We start from the raw sequence: 26,901 nt of genomic DNA on the forward strand, positions 1-26,901 counted from the left end.
AAGTTTTGGCTCTCTATGCGAGGCTTAAAATTGCCTGATCAGAGACTACACTTGCAAGGCCGCCTGGAATCCGCTGGAAACAGCATCGATAATTTTGCCTACATTCCCAGCGTCTCCAATCACCCTTACAGGAATACCTTTATCCTCTAAAGCTTTTTTAAGTTCTTTTCCTACAGGTGACTGTCCGACAGCTAATACAACTTTATGGCACCGTATAAAGTCCTGTTTCCCTTCTTTACCAATCACCGCTACCCCTTCAGGAGTGATCTCCGAAACCATATTGCTTGTCCTTATTTTGATACCAAGCTTGGTGAGTTGCTGCATTGTATCAAAGCGGCTGATTGGCTCCATATCTATAGCTACCTCGGGTAACATTTCAACCACAGTAACTTTGAGCCCTTTTTCAGCCAGATAATGAGCGGTTTCACAACCTACTAATCCCCCACCAACGACAACAACTTCATCATCTTTTTCGAAAGATACCTTCCCGGCAAGCACATCCCAGGCCTGGACGACAGACGTACTTTCACTCTCCGTACCTTTAATCCTCGGTACTATAGGTTCAGCCCCCGTAGCAAGGATCACATAGTCCGGGGATTGCGCTGCAATAGTCTCAGCATCGGCAGCAACACCGCTTCTGACTTCTACGCCAGCCCTTGAAAGCTCCGCCTCAAGCCAATCACGGAACCAGCCAATTTTTGCTTTGCCTGGCGCCGCCGAAGCAATCCCCAGCTGGCCTCCCAGCTGTTGCTTTTTCTCATAGAGTGTGACCTGGTGACCTCGTTTGGCTGCCGTAATAGCTGCCTGCATGCCTGCCGGGCCTCCACCGACAACTACCACTCTCTTCTTTACAGGAGCGTGCTTAATTTCGCTGTATACGCCCTCATGGCCCGTCACTGGGTTAACCGTACAACGGAGGCGGAGATTATGGAACACACGACCGCCTATGCACCCAATGTTGCAAGAAATACACTTTCGTATCTCATTGTGCCGTCCCTCTTTAGCTTTCTGAGGCCATTCCGGATCAGCGATCAAGCCACGACCAATAGCTACAAAATCTGCTCGTCCTTCAGCAATGATTTTTTCAGCAAACTCCGGTTCACGAATCACGCCCACTGTAATTACCGGGATACTGACTACCTTCTTGATTTCTTCTGCCAGATATACACGCCATCCCTGTTCGAACCTCGAAGTCTCCAGAAGTGTAGGCATCGACTCATAGATGCCCGAACTCACATGTAGTACATGGACGCCTGCATCCTCTAGCATCTTGGCTATTTGTTTGCCCTCTTCTAAAGTATTGCCGTCCTCGACAAATTCGTCAGCACTGAAACGGAAACTGATCGGATAGTCGTCTCCCACAGCTTCCTTAATCCTTCTGATTATCTCCAATGGGAAACGCATCCTTCTCTCGAAGCTACCGCCATATCTATCGACCCGGCGATTCGTCCGCGGCGACATGAACTGTCCGATAAGATACCCATGGGCGCCATGCAGTTCTATTCCGTCAAACATCGCCCCTTTAGCTCGCACAGCCGTATTAACGAATTTCTGGATTAACGCTTCGATTTCGTTGATTGTCAGCTCCCGCGGTTGAGTACCGAGAAATGAACAAGGAACTGGCGACGGAGCTACGGGTTGAAGCCCCTCTGTTATACCAGGGGTGGTTTGACGGCCGGCATGGTGTATCTGCATAAAGATTTTAGCGCCATAGTTGTGGACAGCTTCCGCCAGCTCAAAAAATCCGGCCATGTACTTGTCGTCATCGAGGCGCAACTGACAAGCAACATTTTTGCCGCAGGGGTAATCTACCTGAACGTTTTCCAGGATTATAAGTCCTGCCCCGCCCTTCGCACGTGCTACGTAATAGTCAATAAGCCTCTGGCTTACCGATCCGTCCTCATTGGCAAGATTTGTCGCCATCGGTGGCATGACAATGCGGTTCCGGATAACCAAGTTTCCTATTTGACCTTCCGAAAAAAGGTTTGGAAAGTGTTGCATATTACTCCCACCCTGTTTTGTGATTGTTACTACTATCTACTATAACTTACGATAGACATCATTGTCAACCTTTGTCCCGTTTTATGTTACCGGACTGTGATCTTGTCATCCTGCAAGCGGACTGAGAAAATGTCACTTTGGAGGGCCGCTCTGTCCTGAAGCAAAAACCCCAACCACGCCTGCGTAGCTGGGGTATATTCGTCCTTACCTCACCTTCACCATGGCCGTGGTTTAACGGTGAAATCCCACGGGCAGGTCTCCTGGCTCGGGTTCAACGCTCTCCCACGCCTTCCCGGGTTTAAACCCCAGTGGCTCCTTTAGCAGGTACTCCCCCTCACAGTGGCGGCACCGCGCCGGACTTGCACCGGCTTCCCCGGCACCCGTGCGCGTCGTTTTCTGGTAATTAAGGGTTCCAGGAGATTTTCCAGGCCTTTAAAAAAGAATGCATTCCCGCTACACACCGCGGAGGCCTTTGCCGGGGTATGCCGTAAATCCAGTCCAGTAAATTACGCAACAAGGGAAAGAAACCACGGACCGGCAAAAAGCCCTGCCACAAAGGCAGGGCTTTTTGCTGCCGCCCCAGGCGGCAGGTACAGAGGAGGTCGTAATGGCTGGTCCAGGATGGAAGGATGAACTGTCGCCCCGGTGTTACTTTATGTAGTCGCCGGGGTAGAGCTGGTACCGGTACTGGTGCCGGCAGGGGCTTCTGGTGTTGTCGGCGCGGTGCTGACCGGCGTTTCAGGTGTTGTGGTGCTGGTACTTTCTTCAATTTCGATGTCGCCACTGTTTTCATCGTAATTTACTTTATCTTTAAAGACCTCGCCCAGGAACCTTAAGGGCACGAAAGTACGGTTGCTAATTAAGAGAGCCGGAACATCTAAATTTATTTTCGTGCCATTAACGGTTACTTCCGCGCTGCCAGGGATAAGTACTACGGTAATGCCATTTTTGGTTATAGTCACGGCATTTGTTGCCTCATCCCAGTTAACAGTTGCACCCAGGCCTTCCGTAACCGCCCTGACAGGAATAAGGGTCCGGCCGTCTTTAATCACCGGCGCTACATCAAACTTAATCTCCTTCTTCTTAACCCGGATGCGGCCCTGGAATTTTTCCAATCCGGTATTTTGGACTTCTTCCCTTACCTGGATTTCTTCCCTTTGCCGCACTTCTTTTTCCAGTTGTTGCTCAGAATGGTGAGAATCATTTTCCGGGGATTCTCCCTGGGCTTCCCGTTCCTGTTCGTTTAACTCTTTTTCTTCGTCAATTTTTGCCTCTTCTTGTTCTTCCCTTTCCTGATCTTTCAACCCATCTTCTAGTTTACTATCTTTTTCATGATCATTCCCCGTTTCCAACGCCGTCATATACTTATACTTACCGGCCCCATGGTCACTTTTACCATTCCCCGGCCGGGCATAAGCTATCCCCCCCGGTAGGAGCAGGCTGACTATGGCCAGCATACTGATTAATTTTTTGTAATTCATCTGCATACCCCCTATAAAATTTTAGGACAACCCGCAAAAACCGGAGTCGCCCCTAATTGCCAGCACCTTTCCAATTGGCCTATCCGGCAACCCGGCTGCCATGGCCTGTTAAGGCTTTAGGCCCGTGGTTTTGCGCCCCCGCCTTTCGGTCGGGTTCGCCTTTTGCGGTTCTCTAAAATATTTATCGGCACCTTTATTAATTTTTTGACTGTCAGTTGGCAGATTAATTGTCAATAAGCCAGCAAGGTCACCGGTCGACATATTATAACCTAAACTAAAAATTATTTATAAAACTCCATGGGCAAATCGAGTAAAAAGGGGTATAATATAATATGTGTTTTTGGGGAAGGAAGGGGGATATCTTTATTTGACACTCCAGGAAACGTCCCGCTCGCCGGAACCCCAGCGGAAAGCCGATATTACCATAAAATTATCGGAATTTGAAATCCCTCCCATGCAGGACATCTTACTTGTCGGTAAAAGAGCCCCTATCGGTCCCGAAGCCGTCAGGCGGATGGTTGATGCGGTTTCGCCGGAACAGTACGAGATAGTTCGCCTCAACCATGAAGTTTTTGAGGCAGTGGTAGTAAAAAAATCTCTTTTAAGGCTCCTACCCAAAGAAAAGCTTTTACCGGTTGTAATCGATGAAGGAAACCGTATCGCCGACGACAAGATGGTGATTAAAGCCCAGATAAATATTACCATCCAGATCAGCAGGACGGTGGAATTGTAGTGCCCACGGTAGAAGGCCTGATAAGCGAGAAGCTTTATACCATCGACCCTCTGGCCAGTGTTGGCCGGGCGGCGTCCATCATGGAACGTTATGGGATAGGTAGTCTACCGGTAGTAGAAGATGGAAAGCTGGTAGGCATCATCACTTCCAGGGATATAATAAGATCGCATCCCAACCGGCTGGTTGCCGACGCCATGACCCGCAAAGTGATCACTGTACCGCCAACAGTTTGCCTCACAGAAGCGCAAAAATTAATGGCAAAATATCAAATTGAGCGTCTGGTAGTTACCAGGGAAAGTGATATTATAGGCATCGTTACCTTTTCCCAAATTATGTCGGAATTAGGTAAATATACCGATAACCTCACCGGACTAAATAAAGCCGAAATCTTTTACGAAAAGGCCGTGAAGTTTTTACAAGAAGGCCGGGAGATTGCGATAATCTTCCTGGACTTAGATAACTTCGGCTTCATTAATAAAGAGTACGGCCATATTTACGGCGACAATGTCCTGCGCCAGACTGCTTTAATCTTAAATAGCTCAATCGACAGCAATAAAGACATTTTATGTCGTTATGGCGGGGACGAATTTGCCGCCGTTACTACCAGGCCCCTGGCCGAAGCCGAAAAACTTGCCCGGCAAATGGTCCTGGCCCTTGCTAATGAAAACTGGCCCGGGAAAATAAAGGTCACCATTTCTGCCGGCGTAGCCGGCGGCCGCTGTTCAGAACTCCGCAGTTCTGGTGAAGACAGTAGTTACATAGTCAAATACCTGGTCAATATGGCCAGCCTGGCTTCAACTAGAGCCAAAAAACTGAAAAAGCCGGTAGTAGCTGCGGAGGCAATTGAGTTTAAAAAAACTGTAGGTATGTAGGTATATTGGCCACTTTGGCGGCAATAACCGGCTTACTGTCGCTATGATTTGGATCAACGTCAAATGCCACAGCTCTATAAAAACACCACCTGATATCATATGAGATATCAGGTGGTGTGATCCGGCTACAGGTTTGCTCTCTCACGGCTGTCTTCCGCGCCGTAAAACAGGTTGCCCCTCACACCTTGAAGCGCTCCACTTGTTCTTCCAATCGTCTGGCAACCTTGAGGACCTCCTGGGCTGTTGAGGCTATCTCCTGGGTTGAGGCTGACAGTTCCTCGGCCGAGGCCGAAATCTCTTGTGCCGAAGCTGAAGTTTCTTCCGACACAGCGCTTATGCTCTGAACCCTGTCCAGCATCACGTCCTTGGCCTTCACCGTATTGTCCACCTGACGGTACGTCTCATCGATCATGGGTGCTATGGCGGCTACCGAGTGGAGTATGTCGTCAAAGGCCTTGACCGTTTTTTCTACATTTTCCAGTTGCGCAACTACCTGCTTCCTGACTTCCTCCGAAGTGTTCACAACTTCATTGGTCCCCGCTGCTATAGTGCCCAACAGCTCCCTGATCTTGTCGGAAGAAGCGCGGGACTGCTCGGCCAGCTTGCGGACCTCATCCGCCACCACTGCAAAGCCGCGACCTGCCTCCCCTGCCCGTGCCGCCTCAATGGCCGCATTCAAGGCCAAAAGGTTCGTCTGCTCCGCTATTCCGTTGATCACTTCGAGGATCTCGCCTACTTGATTTACAGAGCCGCTTAAATCAGTTAGTTTCTCCACTACCACCTTGAAAGCCTCGCGCACGCCCTTAATGGAGGCGATCAGGACGTCCAGCTCTTTCTTGCCTACACCAGCCAGCCTGGAGGTCTCTTCGGTGTTAGCCCTAACGTGGCCAAGTTCGGTGTACACTTTTTCCAGGCTGGAGGTTATATTTTCTACAAGGCCCAGTATTTCCTGCAGGTGACCCGCTTGTTCCGAAGCTCCCGAAGCTACCTGTTGAATGGCCTTGGCCACTTCGCCGGAAGAAGCGGCGATCTCTTCTGAAGCAGCGCTCAATGTCTCTGAGTTGCCGGCCAGCGTTTTCGCGTCGTCTCTAAGGCCCGATAGTAGCGGTCTGAGGTTGGCCTGCAGCCGATCGATGGCTTGGGCGAGCTTTCCTATCTCATCCTTCATGCGAAGGTATTTTTCAGAAACCGGCCGGGTAAAGTCGCCGTTGGCTATAAGTCCCAGGTCGTCGACGGCCAGAACCAGAGGAGAGGTTATAGTTCTTGCCATCATAAAAGTCAATACCAAGGCTACAAGGATTATTATCAGGGACACAACCAGCAAAGATGACCTAAGGCTGGCGGTCTTCTCCTGCACCTCGACTTCGGGGGCGGTCACTGCCACAGACCATCCGGTGCTCTTAACAGGAGCGTAGGCGATAAGGTTCTTCTGGCCCTGTAAGGTGTAATGGGCGACTCCCTCTTCTCCCTGAGCCATCCTCGAAATTACCGCCGCCAGAGATTCCAGGGAAGGGTTGGACTTTGCCTCCTCCACGATATTCTCCTCGCCTATGACCCTATCCGCATCTTTGTGGGCTATGGTCTTACCAGTACTGTCCACTGCAATCGCGTACCCTGTACGGCCGTAAGTTATGTCCGCCACCAGCTCGCTAAACTTTGCCGCGTCTACTATACCAATCAGCACGCCTATTATTTCATTGGTGGCATAGTGGCGTATAGGTGTGGCATAAGCAAATATAACCGACTTGTCGACCTTGCTGACAATGGTGCTGGAGACAAAAGTCTTACCCCCAATGGCGGCCCGGAAGTGTTCCCGGTCGGCGAGGTTGGCTTTACTGCCGTCGGAGTATACTGCGTTCCCCGCCTTGTCGGCAATGCCAAACCGCCTGAACCCCAGGCCTTTCGCCCTTTTTTGCTCTTCACGGAGAGTCTCCAACTTTTCTTCTAGCGTGGCTTCGCGGTCACCCGACCGGCCGCGGATAATGTTGTTATTGGCTATGGTCTCCATCACGTACATCCGCGCCTGGACGCGGCTGTTCACGGTCTCGGCGGCCTGCTGAACCATCTTGAACATGGCCTCTTCAGCTTGGCTATCTAAAGCGCTCCCGGCGCGGTTTTGACTTACAATTGCCAGCAACAGGCTTCCAACTAGAACGATAATACCGAAAAGCGCAGTCATCTTGCCTCGCAGGCTTCCTGTCAGTTTTCCCATCATACAACTACCGGTCGCTCCCGCTCCTGGCGAACCGCGGTTTGCGGGGCGACCTATACCCCCTTCCTCATAATCGTTTTGCTAGAACGGTAGCTTTTTGCGATCGAATTTAAACGGCCGCCTTCACGGCGGCCGTAGAGAAAAGGTATATTAATTTTAAATCACTTACTCTCCCGGCAGCCTGGCTACCATATCCTTAAAACGGACTTAGGCCCGCGGCTTTGCGCCCCCGCCTTTCGACGAGTTTGCCTTTAGCGGTACTGGCTATAATTATGCATTAGGCGTCAAGCGATTATTACTTTAATACATTTGATGGATATTTGTCAATATATACCCCAAGGTCCTAGCAGCGGATCGTGATATGTCACCATGTAAGCGGACTGAGACACTCATGCCACCTGATAGCGGCACCAACAGAAGAATGAAAATAACGGGCTGGCATTTGTTTGGAGCGAGCGACTTGGTCCGAGCGGTTGAACAGCCTTGGCGAAGCCGAGGAGCGAGGGCGGGGCCGAGGACAGGATGTCCGAGGCCTGCCTCTGAGGCAAGGATGCCGAATAGGCAGGGAACCCCGCCCGAGCCTGAGGCTGAGCCTTAGGCTGATCCGCGAGGGCCAGGGAGCGAGCGAAAACAATGCCAGCCTGGAGAGAAGTAATTTTCAGGGTAGAAAATGTCACTATGGGAGCATCTTGTAATGAATTAAAATAATGTTGCAGCTTGCCGCCAGGCTGTCTGGATGCATTTCCCAGGAATAAAATATTATAAAGTATAATGAACGGGAGGTCTAAATATGGCCCTGCAAGACCGGCAGGTAGAAAACAACTGGTATTATGTTCCTGATCCTTCGGGATTAGCTTCTTTACGCAGCCGCGGCCGTCTGTTAAGTTACATCCTGCCTTTCTGGTTTGGGGTAACCGAGACAGGAAGCCTCGTGGATCAAGCCGATACCGAAGGCCTGGAAACAATACGGCAATATAAACTTCCGGTGCTGGCCATCGTCCACAACTATTCCAGTCCTCAGTACGGTCCCCTGATACACCGCTTGTTGACTACGCCAACCTTGCGCCAGGCCCTGGTAAACAATATCTTATCCCTTATGTACCGCTGGGGTTTCGCCGGGGTTAATATCGATTTCGAATTTGTCCCTCCGGAGGATCGTTCCTCTTTGACAAGCTTTATGCGTCAGCTCTCCCAGGCCCTCCGTGCGGCAGGCTTTTTAACCACCATTTCCGTACCGGCAGAACTGGAGGATAACCCCCGCCACCCCTTCTCAGGCGCTTTTAGTTATCCGGAACTCGGAGCCCTTAGCGACCAGGTCTATATTTTAGCTTACGATGAACATTTCAGTACACCCGGCCCTATCGCTTCCGTTAGTTTTGTCCGTCGGGTACTGGACTATGCTGTAAGCGTTATCCCCAGGGAAAAAATACGCCTCGGTATGGCTGTTTATGGTTACGACTGGGCTGAAGGAGCGCCCATTCCCGTAACCCTCTCCCACAGCCAAGCCGTTGAGCTGGCTCGCCGCGTGGGTGCCACTATCTATTATGACCAAGCGGCCCAGGAATCCACCTTTAGTTATGTAGAGGATAATATTCCCCATGTAGTATGGTTTGAAGATGTGCGGAGCTTTAGCACAAAGCTGGGCCTGGTGCGGGAGTACAACCTTCCTGGCATCGGTGTCTGGCGCCTGGGCCTGGAAGACCAGCGCATCTGGGAACTGCGAGGCGGGTATAAAGGCTAGTTTTTTATTTTAGCATTTTCGCGTCTAAGTCCAAAGAATAAATAAAGACCAGAATCTCAGCCACCATCTGGTACAGTTCGACCGGAATCTCAGACCCGATATCTAACCCAGCTAACATCTCCGCCAGATGGGTGTCCCGGTGGACGGGGACGCCAGCTTCCCTGGCAGTGACTATGATTTTATCGGCTATAGCCCCCCTACCGGAAGCTACTACCCGGGGGGCTTTATCTTGCTCGCTGTTATATCGCAGGGCTACCGCCTTTCTTACCCCTTCCTGTTCCTTCATGGCTGCGCTTTTCCCTTCCCCCGTTGCGGTGAAACAGGTTAAACCCTCTTATCCAGAAAGCCGATCTGGGAGCCGGTTTCCCCGGCAGCAGCTTCCCAAGGTACAAGCCACCGGGGAACGATACCCGGTTGCCATTTGTACCCATGCAAATGGTAGCCCAGGCGGGCAAAGGCATCCTGGAGAACCGGCCAGGATTCATTGATCAACCGGCCCACCCATTCCTTCTCCACCCTCCCCTCGACCCTGACCTCCCGCTGCCAGATACTTATTTCCAGCAACAGGCGGCCCAAATTCTCCGTATCAACTAGGATAGAGATATTAAAATTCTGGCGATCAGTGGGGCTGTTTCCCCCTCTTTCTTTTTTAATCACCAGCTGCCCCCAGGTAGTTACTTCATTATTTTTCAACAGGGGCAGGGTAAAATAAAGGTGGCTCTGGAATTCGTTATCACCCCATTGGAAAATCAGCTGCCCGGCCAGCTGCCTGACAATCATTTTGCCAGTCTCGAGGAGTTCGCCGCTGGCATCCCGGCCAGTTTGCCGGGTACCATCCTGTAGGGCCTGTAAAAGATAGTCCAATTTTTCTATTAGCCCATTCAAAGGTAGGGGCCGGAAAGGGGCGACGCCGTCCCTGGCAGGTAACTGGGAGGATAACAGGTTGCGCAATTGCTCCGCTACCTTTACCTGGCCTTCCTCCGGCTTAAGGACCAGGGAGGCCACCAGGGTCCTGAGCTCCCGGTAAAGCAAGCCGGCCTCCTCTCTCCTCTCCCCGGCCAAACCGTCAATTAAATCTGCCAGGAGAGGGATAAATCGGGCCAGGCGCGTCATCCCTGCCTGCCCCGGGCCTTTCTCCCCCAGCATAAACTCCTGCAGGAGCTTGACCGCCTCTATCCGGGGCAAGACTCCCAGCTTAAGGGCCTGTAGAACCACTTCCATCCCTTCTTCGTTTTCACTACCAAGGAGGGCCAGTGCCTGTTTTACCTGCCCCAATAATTCTTGTTGCAATGGGAGTCTGTGGCTGATAAATTTTTGCACCAGGGAACGGTGCAGGGGTGTGTCTTTAAGCCCCAACCGGGCAAGAATTTCCCCGGGGATGTCATTTGTCGTTGACCCGTCCCGGGAAAGGAGTTTGACCATGTAGAGGCTTCCCCGGCGCTCCTGGACCTGCAGGCTGACCAAATCACCCGGGGATAAAGAAAAAGAAGTACGAGCCAGGACCTCCCGACCTTCGAGCTCCAGGACAAAACGGCCCGTTCCCCGCCGGCCGATCACTCTGCCCTGGAGTACCTGCCCCACCTCCCAGGCCAGCCCCCGGCTATCCTTTACGGCCCCTGCCGCGCTGGTAGCTATAGCTTTACCGGCCTCGGTCCTAAGATCAGTTAAGATCAGGTTCATAGTAAAGCACCCCCAGGTAGTCGGTTGCGGACAGGTACTTGCACCGGTTGGACAACTATAGATATTCTAACATATCGGCGGAGATCTCTATTATATTTCTCGGAGCTTTTAGTTCTCCCTATCGCCTTTTTGTACCGACTTGCGGAAAAAGATGATGACTAGAATTGCCAGGATGGCAGCTGCCAAACCCCAGGCAGTGGACGGTAGATTTATTCCTCCCTGGACGGTACTAAAAAGGCCAAAAACAAAGAAGATACAGGCGGCCCCGAGTTTGATCACCCGTTCGGGTAAGCGGGCCCCCATAGCCTGCCCGATCCAGATTGCCAGCCCATCGGAAAGAACCATCCCCAGGGTCGAGCCAAGCCAGACGGGTAAAACGGAATAAGTAGTAGCCAGCGTTACGGTGCTAAGCATGGTTTTATCGCCAAATTCAGCCAGAAAGAAGGTGATTGTCACCAACCAGAAGGGAGAAGCAATGCGGTGGGTATTATCCTTTTCCTTCTCCACACTATCACCCCGGAGGGTCCAGAGGCCAAACCCGATAAAAGCCAGGCCGGCAAGAAAGTGCGTCCAGGCGGCAGGGATAAGTACACCCATAAATTCGCCCAAAGCGACGGAAATGACGTGAACCAATAGCGTCGCGCTGAAAATCCCCGCCAGGACAACGCGGGCATTAAAACGGGTAGCAAGGGTGAGGGCCACCAGTTGGGTCTTGTCCCCCAGTTCGGCAATAAAAATCAAACCCATTGATAATAAAAATGCTTTCATACCGTACCTCCTGAATAGAGTGATGTGATGGGCTGCCCAGGGGCCAAAAAAAGAGACCTTTACACCCCTATCAGGGTGCAAAGGTCTCGCTAAGCCATACATAGTAGGCTGGCAGGGCCAGGCCGGCGGCCAGTATGTTGACCCTACCTGTTGAATAGCTACTCCCCTCTGCAACTAAAATAATTATACCCTGGAAGCTCGATATTGACAAGCCGGCGCGTTCACTCGTGTTAGCCAGTCAAGGAAGGGTGACATTTTCTCTGTCCCTTGACAGACCAGGGTTTAGCCGGCCCGTATTTCCTGGCGCATAAAAAAGTAGTAGGCCAGGGCAAAGATCAGCATGGTGGCAGCGATAAGACCCACCAGGTGCGGCCAGATGAGGAGCAGGCTCTGGTCCAGGGGCAGGCTTCCTGGTATAGCCCCCTCTAATTGTTCCACCAGTACAGGCCCCAGGGTCCTTACCCCGGGGTTAAGGAGAGTTACTGTAGCTTCATCGTAAAGAGTTGTCGTTGAAAGGCGGCTAAGATTTTGTTTCAAAGTCGCGTTGTGCAGGACCCGGGCCGGCGCGGCATTTTCACTTACCGGGAAGATGCCGTCGGCAATGAGCCCCGCCAGCATCCCGGCAAAGAGGGCGAAAAACAGCCATACGGCTATGCCAGCCAGGGCCGAGGTGGCCGTCTGGCGGAACAATAAAGAAAAGAGGAGGGAGACACTCAGCCAGAAGGCCACATAAATAATGGTGACCAGGAGGTAGATAAACAGCCGTCCGATTTCCTCGCCCGTAGGAGGAACGCCGATTAGCAGCAGCCCCAACCCGGCCACTAAGAGCCCCAGGGCCAGGATGACCACCGCCAGAACTACCAGGCCGGCCAGAAATTTGCCGTTGATGACATCGTCCCGGTAGATTGGCTGGGCAAGGAGCCGGCTCAAGGTGCGTTTATTATGCTCGCCGTTGATGGCATCAAAGCCGAGGGCCAGGCCCAGCAGGGGGCCCAAAAAAGAAATAAAAGTAATAAAGGGCGGCAGGGACCCGCCGCTGGTGGTAAAAAGGCGCAGGAAGACAAACTGGGGATCCCCTTCTCCTGCCGCCTGGCGGATGCTCTGGGCTGCCACGTAAAAGGCGCCCACGCCGGCCACGGCCACCAGGAAAACCAGGATGGCAAAGCGGGTGCTGCTCAGGTTGTCCGCCAGCTCCTTCTGGAAGACGGTTTTCAAGCCACCGCTGAACCATTCCTGTTGCCGGAACCAATCCAGCCACTCTTTTATCCTAGCCTGCCACCGTGTCATGATATCCCTCCCCCTGGAAATACTGGAGATAAATATCATCTAAATCATAGCCCCGTGCCCTTAAATACAGGAGGGTAAATCCTTTACTTGCCAGGTAAGGCGTAAGCTCCGGGCGGATATCGCGGCCCGCGGCGCAGCGGATCCGGATAAAGGCGCCGTGGCGCTCGACGGCGGTCACACCCTGAAGGGACCGGAGGGCATTAAACAACTGATCATTATCGGGATCGGCCTGCAGTTCAATCTCCAGGGGCTTACCGGCCATGACCTGCTGCCCGAGCAATGCCACCGGCCCGGCCGCCAGGAGCCTGCCGCCGACAAAAATTCCTACCCGGTCGCAGATTTGCTGCACCTGGTGCAGGAGATGGGAGGAGAGGAGAACTGTTTTCCCGCCTTCCCGGGCCAGCCGGACAATCAGGGCCAGCAGTTCCCGGACACCCTCGGGATCAATGCCCAGGGTGGGTTCATCGAGGATTATAATCTCCGGGTCCTTCACCATGACATCGGCAATGCCCAACCGCTGGCGCATCCCGCGAGAAAACTCCTTCACTTTGCGGTGGGCGTAATTGCTTAAACCCACCTGTTCCAGACTTAAGGCCACGCGCTTTTCAGCTTCCGCCGGGGGGATCTGGTTCAGTCCGGCGGTGTAGAGGAGGTTCTCCCGTGCCGTCAGGTCGTCGTAGAAACCGACATTATCGGGTAGATAGCCAATTATCCTCTTAACCTCCAGGGGGTAACGGGTGGCGTCCAGACCCTTTACCAGGGCCTGGCCGGAAGTCGGCTCGGTCAACCCCAGAAGCATTAATATCGTTGTCGTCTTGCCGGCACCGTTGGGCCCCAGGAGACCGAAAATCTCCCCCTCCCTGATTTCCAGGTTGAGGTCCTGGACGGCAGTTATGGAGCCATAGTGCTTGGTAAGGTTCCGGGTGACAATGACTGCTTCCTGTCCTGCCATGGCTATCGCCGCCCGTACTTCCGGAAAGTCCACGCCACGGCTCCAATAACAATGAGGACCAGGATTACCCCTAACAGACCCCAAAGGGTCGAGGTCCGCACACTGACCCGCAAATCGGCGCTGCCGCTAGTTTCCTGGGCACTGGCCGTAAGGCTTACCACGTAGTCACCGGCAATGGCCTTGGGCGAGGGTTTGATAAAGGCCGTAACCTGCTGGCTGGCGCCGGCCGGCAGCAGGTCAATCTTCTCTGGTTTGAAGGTGACCGCCCAACCGCTGGCTGCATTGGCGGCAAGGGTAATGTTGGCCAGGTCGGCGCTGCCGGTATTCTTCACCACCAGGGTTACCGGGCTCTCTCTTCCGGCAATGGCGTCAGCGTTCAAGCGGCCCGAGGGGGTAGTCAGTTCCAGGCTGTAGGTGCCGGTAATATTGACCTTCAGAACAACGCCCGCTTTACTGCTCCCCGAGATGGCCTGGATAGGAATATTATAGGTGCCGGCCTTGACGTCCTGGGGGGGCTTCACGGTCACATCCAAATCCTGGCTCTTACCGGGCTTTAGACTTAAACTGGCAATCTGCTTGCTGTCATAAGCCGGGCTGAAGGTTACCTGCCAGCCAGGTGGCGCCTGGGCTCCCAGGCTGTAAGAGCGCTCCTGGGCACCGTTGTTGGTCAGTTCTACGCGGAACTGGAAGGTGGTACTGCTGGTACCGCTTAAAACCGGGTAGTCGGTGGTCATCTTATCGCTGCCCGAGGCCACCTCTTTGATGATCACCTGCAGGTCGAGGCGGGAAGAGGCGCTGGGCCCACTAGCCTGGACCACAAAGCTATAATTTCCGGGTTGAACATCAGCCGGCACTTCTACCTGGAAATCAACGCTGGCCGGCTTATCAGTACTGGCAAAAGCCTGGCTGACAACCATGCCGCCGCCTTTAAACAGGGCCTGCCACCCTTTGGGGGCGGAAACAACTTTCAGGTCAACCTTCTGGGGCACGCCACTATTGCGTAACTCCAGGGGAAAGGTGATCGTTTCCCCGGGCTGGGCCTCAATGCCCGGGAAGGCCGTAGATAGGAGCAGCCCGTTTTCCGCCCTGGCCGGCCCTACAAGGGGACTGAGTGTCAGGGCCAGGAAAACTAAAAGGGTCATCAGGGCTAAATATGAGCGCTGGCGAAGCAAAACAATTCCCCCTATCGTCGATATCAATAAATCCTAATATTATAGACGTCGGGTAGGGCCGCGAGGTTACAACCTGGCCAAAAAATTAGGGCGTTTTTTAGCGCCCTGTCCCCGTAATCTTTTCCTCCTCCCGGTAGGGTATGACCTTGTCGCCGTCGAACTCCAAAATCAGGTAGCGGTATTCCGGCCCCCATTGCGCTTGGTAGGTAATCAGAATCAAAGCGTTACTGCTGGTATCCGAACGTATCACCTGCACGGGTAAGACCAGGTAGGCATCCAGGGGCTGCGTGTAGATAAGCTGCCAGCCCGCAGGTCGCCGCTTGCTGATGGAAACCAGGAACTGGTTAAAAGCCTCTACCTGGCCGATGCTTACCAGGGTATCGGGCTCCGGGCCGTTCAAGCTAACCATGTAGTGGTATTGAAGTGGTGTAACTCTAAATCCTGCCGGTGTCTCAGGGGGAGGAGTCGGCCATTGCCGCCAGGCAAGGAATAAAAAGAGCAGCACCAGGGCCACTGCCCCGGCCAGGGGCCACTTCACCCGCCGCTGCCGGGTAGAAACAGCAGGTCCCCCTGCCACCGGTAAGGAAGCCACCCTATTTTGTACCCGTCGCCGCATGGCGGCTGTAAAATGCCACCCGGCCAGGGGCGGCGGGACTTTCCCCGGCAGTCCGGCCAGCAGTTTATCCAGGCGGTCCCGGTGTTCAGGCATTACCCTCACCTACCTTAAAAACTTGCTGCAGGTGCTGGCGGGCCCGGTAAAGACGGAGCTTTACAGCCGGCAGGGAAATACCCAGGATTTTAGCAATATCCTTAAGGCTTAACTGCTCGTAATAATGGAGCCAGATTACCTCCCGGTAGATAACCGGCAAATTTAAAATGGCGTGCCATAATTCCTGCTGTTGCAGGTTTTCCATAACCCGGTCCTCAACACCGGCAAAGGTATGATCCGCAGGCTTAACGGGTTCCACGTCGCGGCGGCGGGTCTGGGCCCGCAGCTGGTCGCGGCAGAGGTTGACGGTTATATGGTAAATCCAGGTATAAATGGAACTACGGCCCTGGAATTTATCCAGGTTGGTGTATATACGGATAAAAACCTCCTGGGCTACATCTTCCGCCCAGTGGAGGTCATGGAGATAGGAATAGGCCAGGTAAAGGACTTTATCGCCGAAGCGCCGCATCAAGTATTCCAGTTGCTGCTGGCGGTTCTCCAATTCCATGGGGGCCGCTTGCGGCTGGATAAAGGGCTCATACATACCCATCTCCATTCCCCCTCCCCTGAGGTGGGTTATTAATATATTTTAGCGTTTTGTCCTGAGGTTTAAAAGACCACTTATAAAAGGCGGCCGATGTAATCGGCCGCCGGTTGAAGTATTATGGTGCCGTGGTTACTGGACTGCGGTTACCGTTGATTTCGTAACAGTAACTGATAGGCATTGCTTTTTTCAAAGTATTGACCATGCCACAGTATTTGCTTAAAGATAACTCGATGGCGTGCTTGACCTGATCTTCAGGGAGGTCGGGCCCGGTCAGGCGGTATATCAGGGTAGCAGCGGTAAAGATTTTAGGATGCTCTGAAGACCGTTCAGCCTCGACGTCGATGGCAAAGGAAGCCAGGGACAGGCGTTTTTTCTTGAGGATGCTCAGGACATCCATGGCCGTGCACCCGGCCATACCCATGAGCAGGACCTCTGAAGGCCTGGCTCCCAAGTTCTGGCCGCCGTGCTCGGGGGCGGCATCCATGGTTACCGGCTGGCCGGAATCCCCCAGCCCCTTTAAACGCATATGTTCCCCTTCCCAGGTTACGGTTACTTTCATCCTTTTCCCTCCTGGTGCTATTTGTGTTATTATACATCAGGTGCCGGCTAGAAGCAATTTAGGGAAACTTGTCACACCTGACTGCCGTCATCTCCCGCATCATAGGCCAGCTCATAAGCCCTACGGGAGATTTCCCGGTAATAGCTATTTAACAGCTGGTAAAAATCCTGGGCATGGCGCCCGAAAGGAGGAGGACCCAGGCGCTTTAAAACACCCCGGGGCACGGCAGGTGGGTGCATGCTAACCTGGAAGGCAGCCAGCGCTTCCCCGACCTGCCAGAAATCAACCGGGTCGGCAGGCAACTCCGGTGGGGAGCTACTTTCTTCTGCAACCGGCTCCATCTTTTCTTCTTCTTTAACCGGCAGGGAGGGGCCGCCGCCGGCAAGGGCTGCGCGCTTCTCCCTTAGAGCCCTGATTATTGCTTCTTTTTCCCGCCCGCGCAGGAGGAAAAGTAAGAAGGGGTCGCTATCAAACTTTTCCCCCAGCAGGTAATAGACGGCGGCAATATGCTTGCAGGGGTTGGCCCAGTCAGGACAGGAGCAGCTGGTGACGATTTCTCTTGCAGCGCAGGGGAAGAGGGAAAGGCTTACCCCGGTAAAGGCCGTCTCAATATCCTCCGGCATCTCGCCGGCCAGCAAGCGGGCGGCAAAAGCTGCTTTGCTGGCCAGGACTTCGATCACCCGGTTCCACTCCGCATCGGAAAGGGGAGTAATTTTTATCATGACATTGTAGGGCCTGGGCCTGGACCCCTGGACTTTAGCGTTGACCATCCCCGGGGCGAGTTCGATACTTAAGACGTTACCCCGCCGGGCATATGTCCGGCCCCGCTGCAGGCGGCTGGCCCACCCAAAGGACTCCAGGACATCCAGCCAGCGCCTGGCCCACCAGTTACTGCCGAAATTTCGCCGGGCAGCCATTTTTTAACCTCCAAAAGTCTTCACTGGTTATTTTTCGGTTATAGTTCTATTCCCTCGCTCCGTAAAGCCAGCAGTTCCCGCAACTCTCCAACTGACAATTCCGTAAGCCAGCCTTCGCCGGTACCGATAATTTGCTGCGCCAGGGAACGTTTTTCCTCAATCAGGGCGTCGATTCTTTCTTCCAGCGTCCCGGCACAGATAAATTTATAGACCTGGACATTTTTCTTCTGGCCGATGCGGAAGGCGCGATCGGTGGCCTGGTCTTCTACGGCCGGGTTCCACCAGCGGTCAAAGTGAAACACATGGTTGGCCCGGGTGAGGTTTAGTCCCACCCCACCGGCCTTGAGGGAAAGGATGAAAAAAGGGGGCCCATCGTTTTCCTCCTGGAAACGGTGGATTAACTCCTCTCGCTTGGACCTTGCCAGCCCGCCGTGCAGGAAAAGGATTTCCCGGCCAAAAGCCGCCTCTAAATATTCCTGCAGCATTTGCCCCATCACGGCAAACTGGGTAAAGATGAGGGCTCGTTCCCCGGCCGCCAGGACCTCTTCCAGCATCTCCCGGAGCCGGGTAAGTTTTCCAGAGCGGCCGTCCAGGCGGCTACCGTCACCCAGGAACTGGGCCGGGTGATTGCAGATTTGTTTTAATTTGGCCAGGGCAGCCAGGACCAGCCCTTTACGCTCGATGCCGGTGGCGGCTTCTATCTTTTGGAGCATGTCCTGGACAACAGCTTCATAGAGGGTAGCCTGTTCCCGGGTCAAATGGCAAAAGACTTTGATCTCCTGCTTTTCCGGCAGGTCCCGGATGATTGCCGGGTCAGTCTTGACCCGGCGCAGGATAAAAGGTTGGACCAGGTGCTGCAGCCGCTCCGCTCGCTCCCGGTCCCGGTAACGTTCTATGGGGATCATAAAACGGTTGCGAAAATCGGCCAGGCTGCCCAGGTAGCCGGGGTTTAAAAATTCCATTATGGACCAAAGTTCGCTTAAATTGTTTTCTACCGGTGTACCGGTAAGGGCGATTCTGAATCCAGCCTTTAAGCTACGGATGCTTCGGGTCTGCTTGGCTTCCGCATTTTTAATATTCTGGGCCTCATCGAGCACCACCCCATCCCAGTCTACGGCTGCCAGGTCTTTTTCATCCCGGTGAACCAGGGTATACGTGCTGATTACCAGGTCCCGCCGGGCTGCTTCCCGGATAAATTCGTCGCCTGAGAGGCGCTCACTGCCGTGGTGGAGAAGGACTCGCAGTGAGGGGGCAAAACGCGCTACTTCCCGCTGCCAGTTGCCGGCCACCGAAGTGGGACAGATAAGTAGAACCGGGCCGCTGGCCATTCCCTGTTCCTTACGATGGAGCAGTAAAGCCAGGAGCTGGATGGTCTTACCCAGGCCCATATCGTCGGCCAGACAGGCCCCTAGCCCCAGTTCCGTAATAAACTTAAGCCAGGAAAAACCCCGCACCTGGTAAGGGCGGAGGCTCCCCCGGAATCCGGAGGGCTGGGGCAGGAGGGTAATTTTTTGGTTGTCGTGCACCTTTTCTAGAAGGGAAGTAAGATGACCCTCTGCTTCAATACCCAATAGCGGGAGACTGGTGGGGACTATTGCGCCTTCAGACTGCCTTTCACCTGGATTTGCATCTACCCCGCCCAGCAGGCTGAGACGTAGAGCTTCACCCAGGCTCATGGTCCCCTGGCCAGCTTGCTTTTTCCAGAATCTATCCAGGGCCGCCAGTTCCTCCGGCCGGAGTTCCACCCACTGGCCCCGTACCTGGACCAGGGGCACCTTTAAAGCAGCCAGCCTGGCAAATTCCTTCCTGTCAATGACGGCATCCCCCAGGGCTACTTCCCATTCATAATTGACCAGGGCGGCGAGGCCCAGACCACCGGGTGCAGCCGGTCTTGTCGTCCGGGAAGCGTTTTTGCCCTGTTCACTGGCCTTGAGCTTTAAACGCAGCCCCAGGCGGGATTTATGCTTCCCCCACCAGGGAGGTACCAGTACGCCAAAGCCGCTTTCGGCCAGGAGGCCGGCCGCTTCCCGCAAGAAAGCATAGGCTTCTTCCGTAGTAAGGAGACAGCCTTCCGGTGAAGGGTCTTTCAGGCTCCTTTCCAGAGGCGGAAATATTCTTGCCGCCCGGCCCAGGTCGGCCAGAAGCCTTTCCTGGGGATTGGCGAAGCGCCGGTTCAGGAATTCCAGGACGCTACCCCTTTCACGCCAGGCTTCTGCGACCGGTACCAGGAGGCTGGGATCATCGCTGGCCTGGAGTAAAAATTGCAATTGCCACAAAGGCCGGCCCTCTTCTCCCGTCCTTTCCGGTGGTTCCAGGCGGAAACAGGTGCGAAAGGCTACGGTCCCCGGCTGGCTGAACAGGGTCTTCGTCCAGCCATCGATTTGCTCCTTCAGGTCTTTCATTTCCAATAACGGCCCGCTAAAGGTGGCTTTTTCGGCCGCCAGGGCCACAGCCCACCTGGCCGGGGTACTATCGTCGCCGAGCCCTTTGGTCCTCCCCTCGAGGGGAGAAATCATTAGCCAGTACCTGGCCATGGCATCGACGGCACTATGCAGAAAATCTTCCACCAGGATGCGAGGATGCGGGAACGGGATATTCGCCTGGGCCCGGCAGGCAGGTGGCATACCGGCCGCTAATAATTCCACCCGGCGGGCATCTTCAGGTTGGTCTAAGAGGGCTCGCCAGGAAGCCCTTAATTCCTGCCGCAGCAGAGTTTTAGCCCCCGTCCTCTTCCCCGCCGATGCTTTTACCTCCTCCAGCACCACCGGGACAAAGCGTTCCCGGACCAGTAATTCCAGGGCCAGCTTGGCTGCCAGGCTCCAGAACAGGAAATCGGGGGCCAAAATATTACCTTTCATTTGCACCGGATGTCCTTCCCCCAGCCGGGGCAGGACATTGATAACCCATACCGGTGATACTGCCAGGCCTTTGACCTCCCAGGGGGTTAAGACCGGAAAGTTTTGCCGTAAAGATTGGCCCTTACGGGCAATCTCGCCGCTCCCGGGCAGATACTTTAGTTGCGGCGAAGGCAGCGGGCCAAAATCAGTTGATGGGAGTAACAACTGGATTTTGTCCAGGCCCGGCGGAATAAGGGGGATGCTTTTATAAAGGCCCGCGCTTAAATTTAGCAGGACGGTGATAAGTTCCTGGTCGGAAGCCTGAAAAGGATGAAGGGGCACTTTATTTTTAGCTGGCCTGGGCAAATATAGCTCCTTCTGCTGCCGGGCGGCGGCCAGGGATTCCCCCCAGACAAAAAAGCGGCCATTTACTTCTTTATTGCTATCTTTAACCCAGGTCCCATGGACGACAATCATTGCCAGTATGCTCCTGCTGAAATATATCCTGCAATTATTCGCCGCGAGGATTAATTTTTCCTGCCGTTCCCCCCTTTAACCTTGACTTTTAATGCAACATCTGTTACATTGTAACTAATGTTACATCTATGGGTGAGATTAATGAACCAGGACATTACCCGCCCCGGCAACAAATGGCACCTGTTCATCTATAAAGTACCCGGTGAACCATCGAGCAAGCGCATTTACCTCTGGCGGGAACTCAACAGGCTGGGAGCCCTCTACCTGCAGCAAGCCGCCTGCCTGCTCCCGGCACGCCCCGGACTACTGGAAAAACTGGAACAACTAAAGACACGGGTAGAAGAATTCGCAGGCACTGCCTATCTCTTCCCCAATCTCAACCTTGATCCCGGGCAAGAAGCACAGGTAATAGAGCAATTCAGGGAGATGCGCAATAAAGAATACCAGGAAATAATTAAAGAGATTAACAAATACCTGGCGGAACTGGAAAAGGAAGTACGTATCCAGAACTTTTCTCCGGCGGAAATAGAAGAGGAGGAAGCCGAACTGGAAAAAATCGAACGCTGGTACCAGCGGGCCCGGAAGCGCGACTGGTATAATGCCCCCCTGGCTGAACAGGTCGCCTCCCTTATAGACGAAGCCCGGGTAGCCCTGACGAGGTTTACCACTCTTACCTATGGAGCCTTAAAAGAAAGGGAGGATTAATTGATGCCGGCCCCTTGCCCCTGGAGCCAGGCGCCGGAAGATGTTCTGGCCTGGCAGCAGGTAGACCCGGAGCAGGGTCTAAGTACCGCTGAAGCCCAGAGGCGCCTGAAAATTTACGGTCCCAACCGCACGCTAGTCCGTCCCGTCCTATCCTTCTGGCATATCTTTGCCGAAGAAATCCGCGAGCCCATGATCCTTTTACTCCTGGCGGTGGCTGCCGCCTATTTTCTCCTGGGCGAACTGGGGGAAGCCCTGGCCGTAACGGCCATTATCCTGGGTATCGTCTTCATTGAGGTAGGCACCGAGTTTCGCGCCAAGAAGGCCATTGCCGCCCTCCAGGACCTGAACGCCCCCACTACCCCGGTCCTGCGCCAGGGCAAAGTAAAGGCCATTAATACTGAAGACGTTGTCCCCGGCGATATCCTGGTGCTCCAGCCCGGCAACCGCGTGCCGGCCGACGCCCGCCTCCTGGTGAGCGCCGGACTGGCCGTCGATGAGTCCCCCCTTACCGGGGAATCCCTGCCGGTGGAAAAACACACCCGGCCCCTGGACCCGGCGACCCCCCTGCCCGACCGTCACAATATGGTTTATCAGGGTACGGTAATATCCCGGGGTGAAGGCCTGGCCTGCGTGGTAGCCACAGGTCTGGAGACCGAACTGGGGCGGATTGTTGGCCTTACACGCCGTTCCCGTGAACCCCGCACCCCCCTGCAGCAGTTTATGCGGGAACTGAGCCGGGTCCTGGCGCTAGTTGCCCTGGCTTTTGCCGTGCTTATCCCTTTCCTCCAGTTCCTGGTGGCCAGGGAACCCTGGCCCCGGGCGGTCCTCACTGGCCTGAGCCTGGCCTTTGCCACCATACCCGAAGAACTCCCCATCCTGGTGACCATGGTCCTGGGCCTGGGGTCTCTAAAGCTCGCCCGGGAAAAGGCCCTGGTCCGGCGCCTGCAAGCCGCTGAAACCCTGGGACACATCACCACCGTGGTCACCGACAAGACGGGTACCCTGACGGCCAACCGCCTCACCCTGGAAGCCCTCTGGCTGCCGGGGGAAGGAGAACTCCTGTCCCCTGCCCTGGCCCGGCAGGATAACGCGGCCGGTGAATTACTCCTGGCCGCCCTCCTGACCCAGAGCCCGGTTACTGCCTTGGAAGCCTGTGACCCCCTGGAAAAGGCCCTGGCCGAAGGTGGAGGGCACCTGGACCTGCCCCGGGAAGAGTTGCTGGCCTTTTATCCTTTAAACCAGGAACAACGCTGGGTAGGGGCCCTGCGCGCTAGCCAGGCCGGGGCTACACTATACGTCAAGGGAGCGGCGGAAGAAGTGCTGGCCATGTGTACCGATCCCTCCACCCTGGAGGCTACCGCCGCCACCCTGGCGCAATTTGCCGGCGAAGGTAAGCGGGTCCTGGCAGTAGCCAGGCGCTTTTTCTCCAGCCAGGACCTGCCGGCAGGGGCTGCTGCAGCCGGCCAGGACCTCACTTTCCTGGGATTTTTAATCTTTGCCGACTCCTTACGCCCTGAGGCTGCCGCGGCAGTGGCCGCCGTGCAGCGGGCCGGGATCAAGGTCTACCTGGCCACCGGCGACCACCCCGAGGCAGCCCGCAGTATTGCCCGCCAGGTAGGTATACCGGCAGAGAAATTGCTGTCCGGCGCCGAACTGGAGCAATTAAACCCGGAGGATTGGGTTCCCTTTCTCCAGGAAACCCGTGTCCTGGCGCGCATAACGCCGGAGCAGAAACTCCAGTTAGTCCAGGCCCTGCAGGCTAAAGGGGAAATAGTCGCCATGATCGGCGATGGTATTAATGATGCCCCGGCCCTGGCCGTGGCCCACGTGGGCCTGGCCATGGGCCGCCAGGGTACCGATGTCGCCCGGGAGGCCGCCGGCGTGGTTTTAAGCGACGACTGCTTTTCTACCCTGGCCACGGCCATCCGCCAGGGGCGGGGCCTCCTGGCGAACCTGCAAAAGTCGGTGCGCTATTACCTGGCAGTGAAGGTAGCCCTCATCGCCACCATGCTGGTACCTGCCGCCCTGGGGCAACCGGCTCCCTTTTCGCCCCTGATGATTATTCTCCTGGAACTGTTCATGGACCTGGCGGCCTCAACTGCCTTTGTCATCGAGCCCCCGGAGGAGCCTCTCATGGAACGCCCCCCGCGCCGGCCCGGCCGACCCTTCCTGGACCGGCCCATGGTCCAGGTGATCTTTGCCGGAGGCCTGTTCCTGGCCCTGGCAGTAGGGCTGGCCTACCAGGGCCTCGAACTCTGGTGGGGACCGGCCCCTGTACCTATAAGGCAAACTGCCGCCTTTGCTACCTGGATGCTGGGGCATGTCCTGCTGGCCTACGCCTTAAGGACCCAGAGCCTGCCCCCTTACCGACAGGGGTTCTTTAGCAACAGTGTCCTTAACCTTTGGGCCCTGGGGGCGGCAGCAGTAACCCTGCTGGCTGTCTACCTGCCGCCCCTGCAGGCTGTCCTGGGTACCGGCACCCTACCCACCGGGGCGTGGGGGCTGGTGGCCGGGGCCGCCCTGCTGCCCGGCCTGGTGATGCTGCTCTACCGTCCTGGACATTGAAGGGAGGTTTGCAGTAATAAGAACTGCCATTGCCCATCCCGCGAGATAATGGTACAATTGTATCAGGGAGGGAAAAATATGCCTGAAGAAGCCAGGAAAGAAATAGCTGCCGGGACAGATGAAATATTCTACCCTAGAGGTTTTGACCCATTCAATTACCTGGTCCAGCAGCTTAATAACATGGATGCCCGTTTTGAAGCCCGGTTTACCAAGCTAGAAAATGAAATTGGTACTTTGCGGCAAGACATGGGCACACTGCGTGAAGAAATACATCGAGTACGCGAAGAAATGCATCGAGAGCTGCGCAGCGTTCAACGCTGGTCATTCGGTATCGTAGCAGGTGTTATTGTCGGATTCATAGGCGTCATTACCTCCCTCCTTGTTATTCTGGCCAGGCTGCCCCTAAACTAGCTCTGGTAATTAAGGCGTTACCCGCTCGGATGATTTTACCGGGCGGTTTTTGATTCTTACACTAAAAAGCCCGGGATTGACCCGGATTTCTGGAGGATTAATGCCTGCCAATCATTTTTAGAAGTTTAAGCCCGGGATTAACCCCGGGCTTAAGAGTGGCTGTTTTATTGCAATTCCCCGACAAAGGCTTTGAACCGCTCCAGGCCGGCTTCAATTTGTGCCATGGAGGTGGCATAGGACAGGCGTAAATATGGGTCGGCGCCAAAGGCGATGCCGGGGACCACGGCTACCTGGTATTCATTGAGGAGAACCGTGGCCACGTCGGTAGAATTGGCCAGCACCTGGCCGCGGAAGCGGCGGCCAAATAGCTTGCCAATGTACGGGAATACATAGAAAGCTCCGCCGGGCTGGTTGCATTCTACCCCCGGCAGTTCCCGCAATCCTGCCAGGATACGGTTGCGGCGCTTTTCAAATTCGCGGCGCATGGCCTCCACCGGTTCCTGGCTGCCGGTCAGAGCGGCCACAGCCGCCTTTTGGGCTATAGAAGTAGGGTTGGAAGTCGAGTGGCTCTGGAGGTCGGTCATAGCCGTAGCAATGGACCGGGGAGCGGCGGCGTAGCCGATGCGCCAGCCGGTCATAGCATAGGTTTTGGACACGCCGTCGATCAGGATGGTGCGCTCTTTTATTTCCGACCCCAGGGCAGCGATGCTGGTATGGGTGAGACCGTCGTAAAGCAGGGCGGCGTATATTTCATCGGAAATAACCATCAGTCCATGGGCCAGGATCACTTCCGCCAGGGCTTCTAATTCGTTCCGGCTGTAGACCACGCCGGTGGGATTGCAGGGCGAATTGAGGATTAAGAGTTTGGTCCTGGGAGTCAGGGCTGCCTTCAGGGCCTCCGGGGTTAACTTGAAATCCGTAGCGGCATCGGTATTTACTACCACCGGTACACCGCCGGCCAGTTTAATTTGCTCGTAATAACTTACCCAGTAGGGAGCAATAATGATTACTTCATCTCCATCATTAAGTAAGACCTGCATGGCATTATAAAGGGAGTGTTTGGCGCCGCACGATACCACTATATCGGCAGGCTCATAGCTTAAACCCCGGCCTTTGAGGCTATCGCAGACTGCCTGGCGCAGTTCCGGGATACCGGCCACGGGCGTGTAACGGGTATAGCCGGCTTTCAAGGCGTCGATGGCTGCCTGTTTGATATGTTCGGGCGTGTCGAAATCAGGCTCGCCGGCACTGAAGTTGATTACCTGAATGCCTTTAGCCTTCATGGCTTTGGCCTGGGCATCTATAGCCAGGGTAGGAGATGGGCTGATGCCGGCAGCCCGCCGGGCAAGTTTCACTATAAATCCCTCCAGCTTATATGATATTTTTATTATTTATCTTGGTATTGATTTTGTAAAGGTTTAGGGAGACATTACACAGTATTAAGGGTGGGAGCGACTATCCTGTTGACAAGGCTTCCTATTCCCTCCACCCTGATCTCGACGGTATCACCTACTTGCATGGGGCCCACTCCTTCGGGTGTGCCGGTTAGGATAATATCCCCGGGTAAAAGGGTCATCACGCGGGAGATAAAGCTCACCAGGAAAGGCACAGAAAAGATGAGCTGGGAGGTGCGGCCGTCCTGCTTCAGCTCGCCGTTTAAATAAGACTGAACGCGGAGGTCAGAAACGTCAATCCCCCGCACAATATAGGGCCCAAGGGGTAAAAAAGTATCGAAACTCTTGGCCCTGGTCCACTGGCCGTCTTTCTGCTGCAGGTCCCGCGCTGTAACGTCATTCCCCACGGTATAGCCGAAAATATATTCCTCAGCTTCTGCTTCCTTAACATTATGAGCCTTGCGGCCGATAACCACAGCCAGCTCAGCTTCGTAATCAAGGCGTCCGACCATCGGCCAGTAGATTATATTCTCATTGGGCCCGATAACGCTGGTCGGCGGTTTGATAAAAATGATCGGCTCATCCGGCACTTTCTCGGCCATTTCTGCAGCATGGTTACGGTAGTTCAACCCTACGCAGACAGCCTTCCCAGGACGGCAGGGTGCCAGGAGCCTGACTTCCTTCAAATTAAAGCGCCGGCCATTTTCCCGGTATTCCCCGAAAATATCGCCTTCGAAGGCGATAATCGTCTCTCCGTCCAGGCGGCCGTAAAAGGTTTCTTTCCCGGTGGTAAAACGCACAAATTTCTCGACTTTCGCCATGACTTTTGCCTCCTTCTGCCCATTTATATTAATAAAATTTTTCCGGACCTAAGTTTATTT

General features: G+C 54.6%; 22 protein-coding genes and 3 riboswitches. Of the genes, 6 read left to right on the forward strand and 16 right to left on the reverse strand.

The window, feature by feature from the left end:
• Positions 1 to 45: 45 nt before the first annotated feature.
• Both MCACP_RS08085 and MCACP_RS08090 read right to left on the reverse strand, forming a co-directional pair.
• Positions 46 to 2,001 (reverse strand): FAD-dependent oxidoreductase, encoded by a 1,956-nt coding sequence (locus MCACP_RS08085; RefSeq protein WP_406676282.1) that lies wholly within the window; start codon positions 1,999 to 2,001, stop codon positions 46 to 48.
• A gap of 233 nt (positions 2,002 to 2,234) precedes the next feature.
• Positions 2,235 to 2,400: riboswitch (cobalamin riboswitch) on the reverse strand.
• 254 nt (positions 2,401 to 2,654) lie between these two features.
• Positions 2,655 to 3,482 (reverse strand): copper amine oxidase N-terminal domain-containing protein, encoded by an 828-nt coding sequence (locus MCACP_RS08090; RefSeq protein WP_406676283.1) that lies wholly within the window; start codon positions 3,480 to 3,482, stop codon positions 2,655 to 2,657.
• An 82-nt stretch (positions 3,483 to 3,564) separates the two neighbouring features.
• Positions 3,565 to 3,652, reverse strand: a riboswitch (cyclic di-GMP riboswitch).
• Between the two features lie 197 nt (positions 3,653 to 3,849).
• Here MCACP_RS08090 and MCACP_RS08095 point away from each other — a divergent pair.
• Positions 3,850 to 4,215: a hypothetical protein gene (locus MCACP_RS08095; RefSeq protein ID WP_406676284.1), complete on the forward strand. Its 366-nt coding sequence runs from the start codon at positions 3,850 to 3,852 to the stop codon at positions 4,213 to 4,215.
• Positions 4,215 to 5,087, forward strand: a complete 873-nt coding sequence (locus MCACP_RS08100; RefSeq protein ID WP_406676285.1) for a GGDEF domain-containing protein — start codon at positions 4,215 to 4,217, stop codon at positions 5,085 to 5,087. The genes MCACP_RS08095 and MCACP_RS08100 overlap by 1 nt, the downstream gene beginning before the upstream one ends.
• A gap of 178 nt (positions 5,088 to 5,265) precedes the next feature.
• On the opposite strand, the gene MCACP_RS08105 is transcribed toward MCACP_RS08100, so the two are convergent.
• Positions 5,266 to 7,302 (reverse strand): methyl-accepting chemotaxis protein, encoded by a 2,037-nt coding sequence (locus MCACP_RS08105; RefSeq protein WP_406676286.1) that lies wholly within the window; start codon positions 7,300 to 7,302, stop codon positions 5,266 to 5,268.
• 169 nt (positions 7,303 to 7,471) lie between these two features.
• Positions 7,472 to 7,559: riboswitch (cyclic di-GMP riboswitch) on the reverse strand.
• A 530-nt stretch (positions 7,560 to 8,089) separates the two neighbouring features.
• Here MCACP_RS08105 and MCACP_RS08110 point away from each other — a divergent pair.
• Positions 8,090 to 9,040, forward strand: a complete 951-nt coding sequence (locus tag MCACP_RS08110; protein WP_406676287.1) for a glycosyl hydrolase family 18 protein — start codon at positions 8,090 to 8,092, stop codon at positions 9,038 to 9,040.
• A 4-nt stretch (positions 9,041 to 9,044) separates the two neighbouring features.
• Here the strand turns inward: MCACP_RS08110 and MCACP_RS08115 are convergent, their stop codons facing one another.
• The 11 genes from MCACP_RS08115 to MCACP_RS08165 all read right to left on the reverse strand — a co-directional run bounded on the left by MCACP_RS08115 (position 9,045) and on the right by MCACP_RS08165 (position 20,945).
• The gene (locus MCACP_RS08115; protein WP_406676288.1) at positions 9,045 to 9,326 is read right to left on the reverse strand and encodes an EscU/YscU/HrcU family type III secretion system export apparatus switch protein; all 282 of its coding nucleotides are present in this window, start codon (positions 9,324 to 9,326) and stop codon (positions 9,045 to 9,047) included.
• Positions 9,327 to 9,364: 38 nt separating this feature from the next.
• Positions 9,365 to 10,720 carry a hypothetical protein gene (locus tag MCACP_RS08120; protein ID WP_406676289.1) on the reverse strand — a complete coding sequence of 452 codons (1,356 nt, stop codon included), beginning with the start codon at positions 10,718 to 10,720 and terminating at the stop codon, positions 9,365 to 9,367.
• Positions 10,721 to 10,828: 108 nt separating this feature from the next.
• The gene (locus MCACP_RS08125; protein ID WP_406676290.1) at positions 10,829 to 11,488 is read right to left on the reverse strand and encodes a TMEM165/GDT1 family protein; all 660 of its coding nucleotides are present in this window, start codon (positions 11,486 to 11,488) and stop codon (positions 10,829 to 10,831) included.
• Between the two features lie 282 nt (positions 11,489 to 11,770).
• The gene (locus tag MCACP_RS08130) at positions 11,771 to 12,775 is read right to left on the reverse strand and encodes an ABC transporter permease (RefSeq protein ID WP_406676291.1); all 1,005 of its coding nucleotides are present in this window, start codon (positions 12,773 to 12,775) and stop codon (positions 11,771 to 11,773) included.
• On the reverse strand, positions 12,756 to 13,760 hold the full coding sequence (locus MCACP_RS08135) for an ABC transporter ATP-binding protein (RefSeq protein ID WP_406676292.1): 1,005 nt from the start codon (positions 13,758 to 13,760) through the stop codon (positions 12,756 to 12,758). Before MCACP_RS08135 ends, MCACP_RS08130 begins: the two co-directional genes overlap by 20 nt.
• Positions 13,730 to 14,899 (reverse strand): NEW3 domain-containing protein, encoded by a 1,170-nt coding sequence (locus MCACP_RS08140; protein ID WP_406676293.1) that lies wholly within the window; start codon positions 14,897 to 14,899, stop codon positions 13,730 to 13,732. Before MCACP_RS08140 ends, MCACP_RS08135 begins: the two co-directional genes overlap by 31 nt.
• A gap of 97 nt (positions 14,900 to 14,996) precedes the next feature.
• Positions 14,997 to 15,608 carry a hypothetical protein gene (locus MCACP_RS08145; protein ID WP_406676295.1) on the reverse strand — a complete coding sequence of 204 codons (612 nt, stop codon included), beginning with the start codon at positions 15,606 to 15,608 and terminating at the stop codon, positions 14,997 to 14,999.
• Entirely contained in the window at positions 15,601 to 16,158 is a 558-nt protein-coding gene (locus tag MCACP_RS08150) for a sigma-70 family RNA polymerase sigma factor (RefSeq protein WP_406676296.1), read from the reverse strand. Before MCACP_RS08150 ends, MCACP_RS08145 begins: the two co-directional genes overlap by 8 nt.
• Positions 16,159 to 16,270: 112 nt before the next feature.
• Positions 16,271 to 16,714 carry an OsmC family protein gene (locus MCACP_RS08155; protein ID WP_406676297.1) on the reverse strand — a complete coding sequence of 148 codons (444 nt, stop codon included), beginning with the start codon at positions 16,712 to 16,714 and terminating at the stop codon, positions 16,271 to 16,273.
• 71 nt (positions 16,715 to 16,785) lie between these two features.
• Complete coding sequence (locus tag MCACP_RS08160; protein WP_406676298.1) at positions 16,786 to 17,631, reverse strand: SWIM zinc finger family protein; 846 nt, start codon at positions 17,629 to 17,631, stop codon at positions 16,786 to 16,788.
• Between the two features lie 38 nt (positions 17,632 to 17,669).
• Positions 17,670 to 20,945, reverse strand: a complete 3,276-nt coding sequence (locus MCACP_RS08165) for a DEAD/DEAH box helicase (protein ID WP_406676299.1) — start codon at positions 20,943 to 20,945, stop codon at positions 17,670 to 17,672.
• 141 nt (positions 20,946 to 21,086) lie between these two features.
• Between MCACP_RS08165 and MCACP_RS08170 the strand changes: the two genes are divergently transcribed.
• The 3 genes from MCACP_RS08170 to MCACP_RS08180 all read left to right on the forward strand — a co-directional run bounded on the left by MCACP_RS08170 (position 21,087) and on the right by MCACP_RS08180 (position 24,626).
• A complete protein-coding gene (locus tag MCACP_RS08170) occupies positions 21,087 to 21,650 on the forward strand; it encodes a Chromate resistance protein ChrB (RefSeq protein WP_406676300.1) in 564 nt (187 codons plus the stop codon).
• A 3-nt stretch (positions 21,651 to 21,653) separates the two neighbouring features.
• A complete protein-coding gene (locus tag MCACP_RS08175) occupies positions 21,654 to 24,215 on the forward strand; it encodes a cation-translocating P-type ATPase (protein WP_406676301.1) in 2,562 nt (853 codons plus the stop codon).
• 78 nt (positions 24,216 to 24,293) lie between these two features.
• Positions 24,294 to 24,626 carry a hypothetical protein gene (locus MCACP_RS08180; protein WP_406676302.1) on the forward strand — a complete coding sequence of 111 codons (333 nt, stop codon included), beginning with the start codon at positions 24,294 to 24,296 and terminating at the stop codon, positions 24,624 to 24,626.
• Positions 24,627 to 24,790: 164 nt separating this feature from the next.
• Here MCACP_RS08180 and MCACP_RS08185 read toward each other — a convergent pair whose 3' ends face one another.
• Positions 24,791 to 25,981 (reverse strand): pyridoxal phosphate-dependent aminotransferase, encoded by a 1,191-nt coding sequence (locus MCACP_RS08185; RefSeq protein ID WP_406676303.1) that lies wholly within the window; start codon positions 25,979 to 25,981, stop codon positions 24,791 to 24,793.
• Between the two features lie 74 nt (positions 25,982 to 26,055).
• Complete coding sequence (locus MCACP_RS08190; protein ID WP_406676304.1) at positions 26,056 to 26,841, reverse strand: fumarylacetoacetate hydrolase family protein; 786 nt, start codon at positions 26,839 to 26,841, stop codon at positions 26,056 to 26,058.
• Positions 26,842 to 26,901 lie beyond the last annotated feature (60 nt).

Origin of the sequence: Neomoorella carbonis (genome assembly GCF_045278715.1) — a bacterium.
In the GTDB taxonomy this organism is placed as follows: domain Bacteria; phylum Bacillota; class DSM-521; order Neomoorellales; family Neomoorellaceae; genus Neomoorella; species Neomoorella carbonis.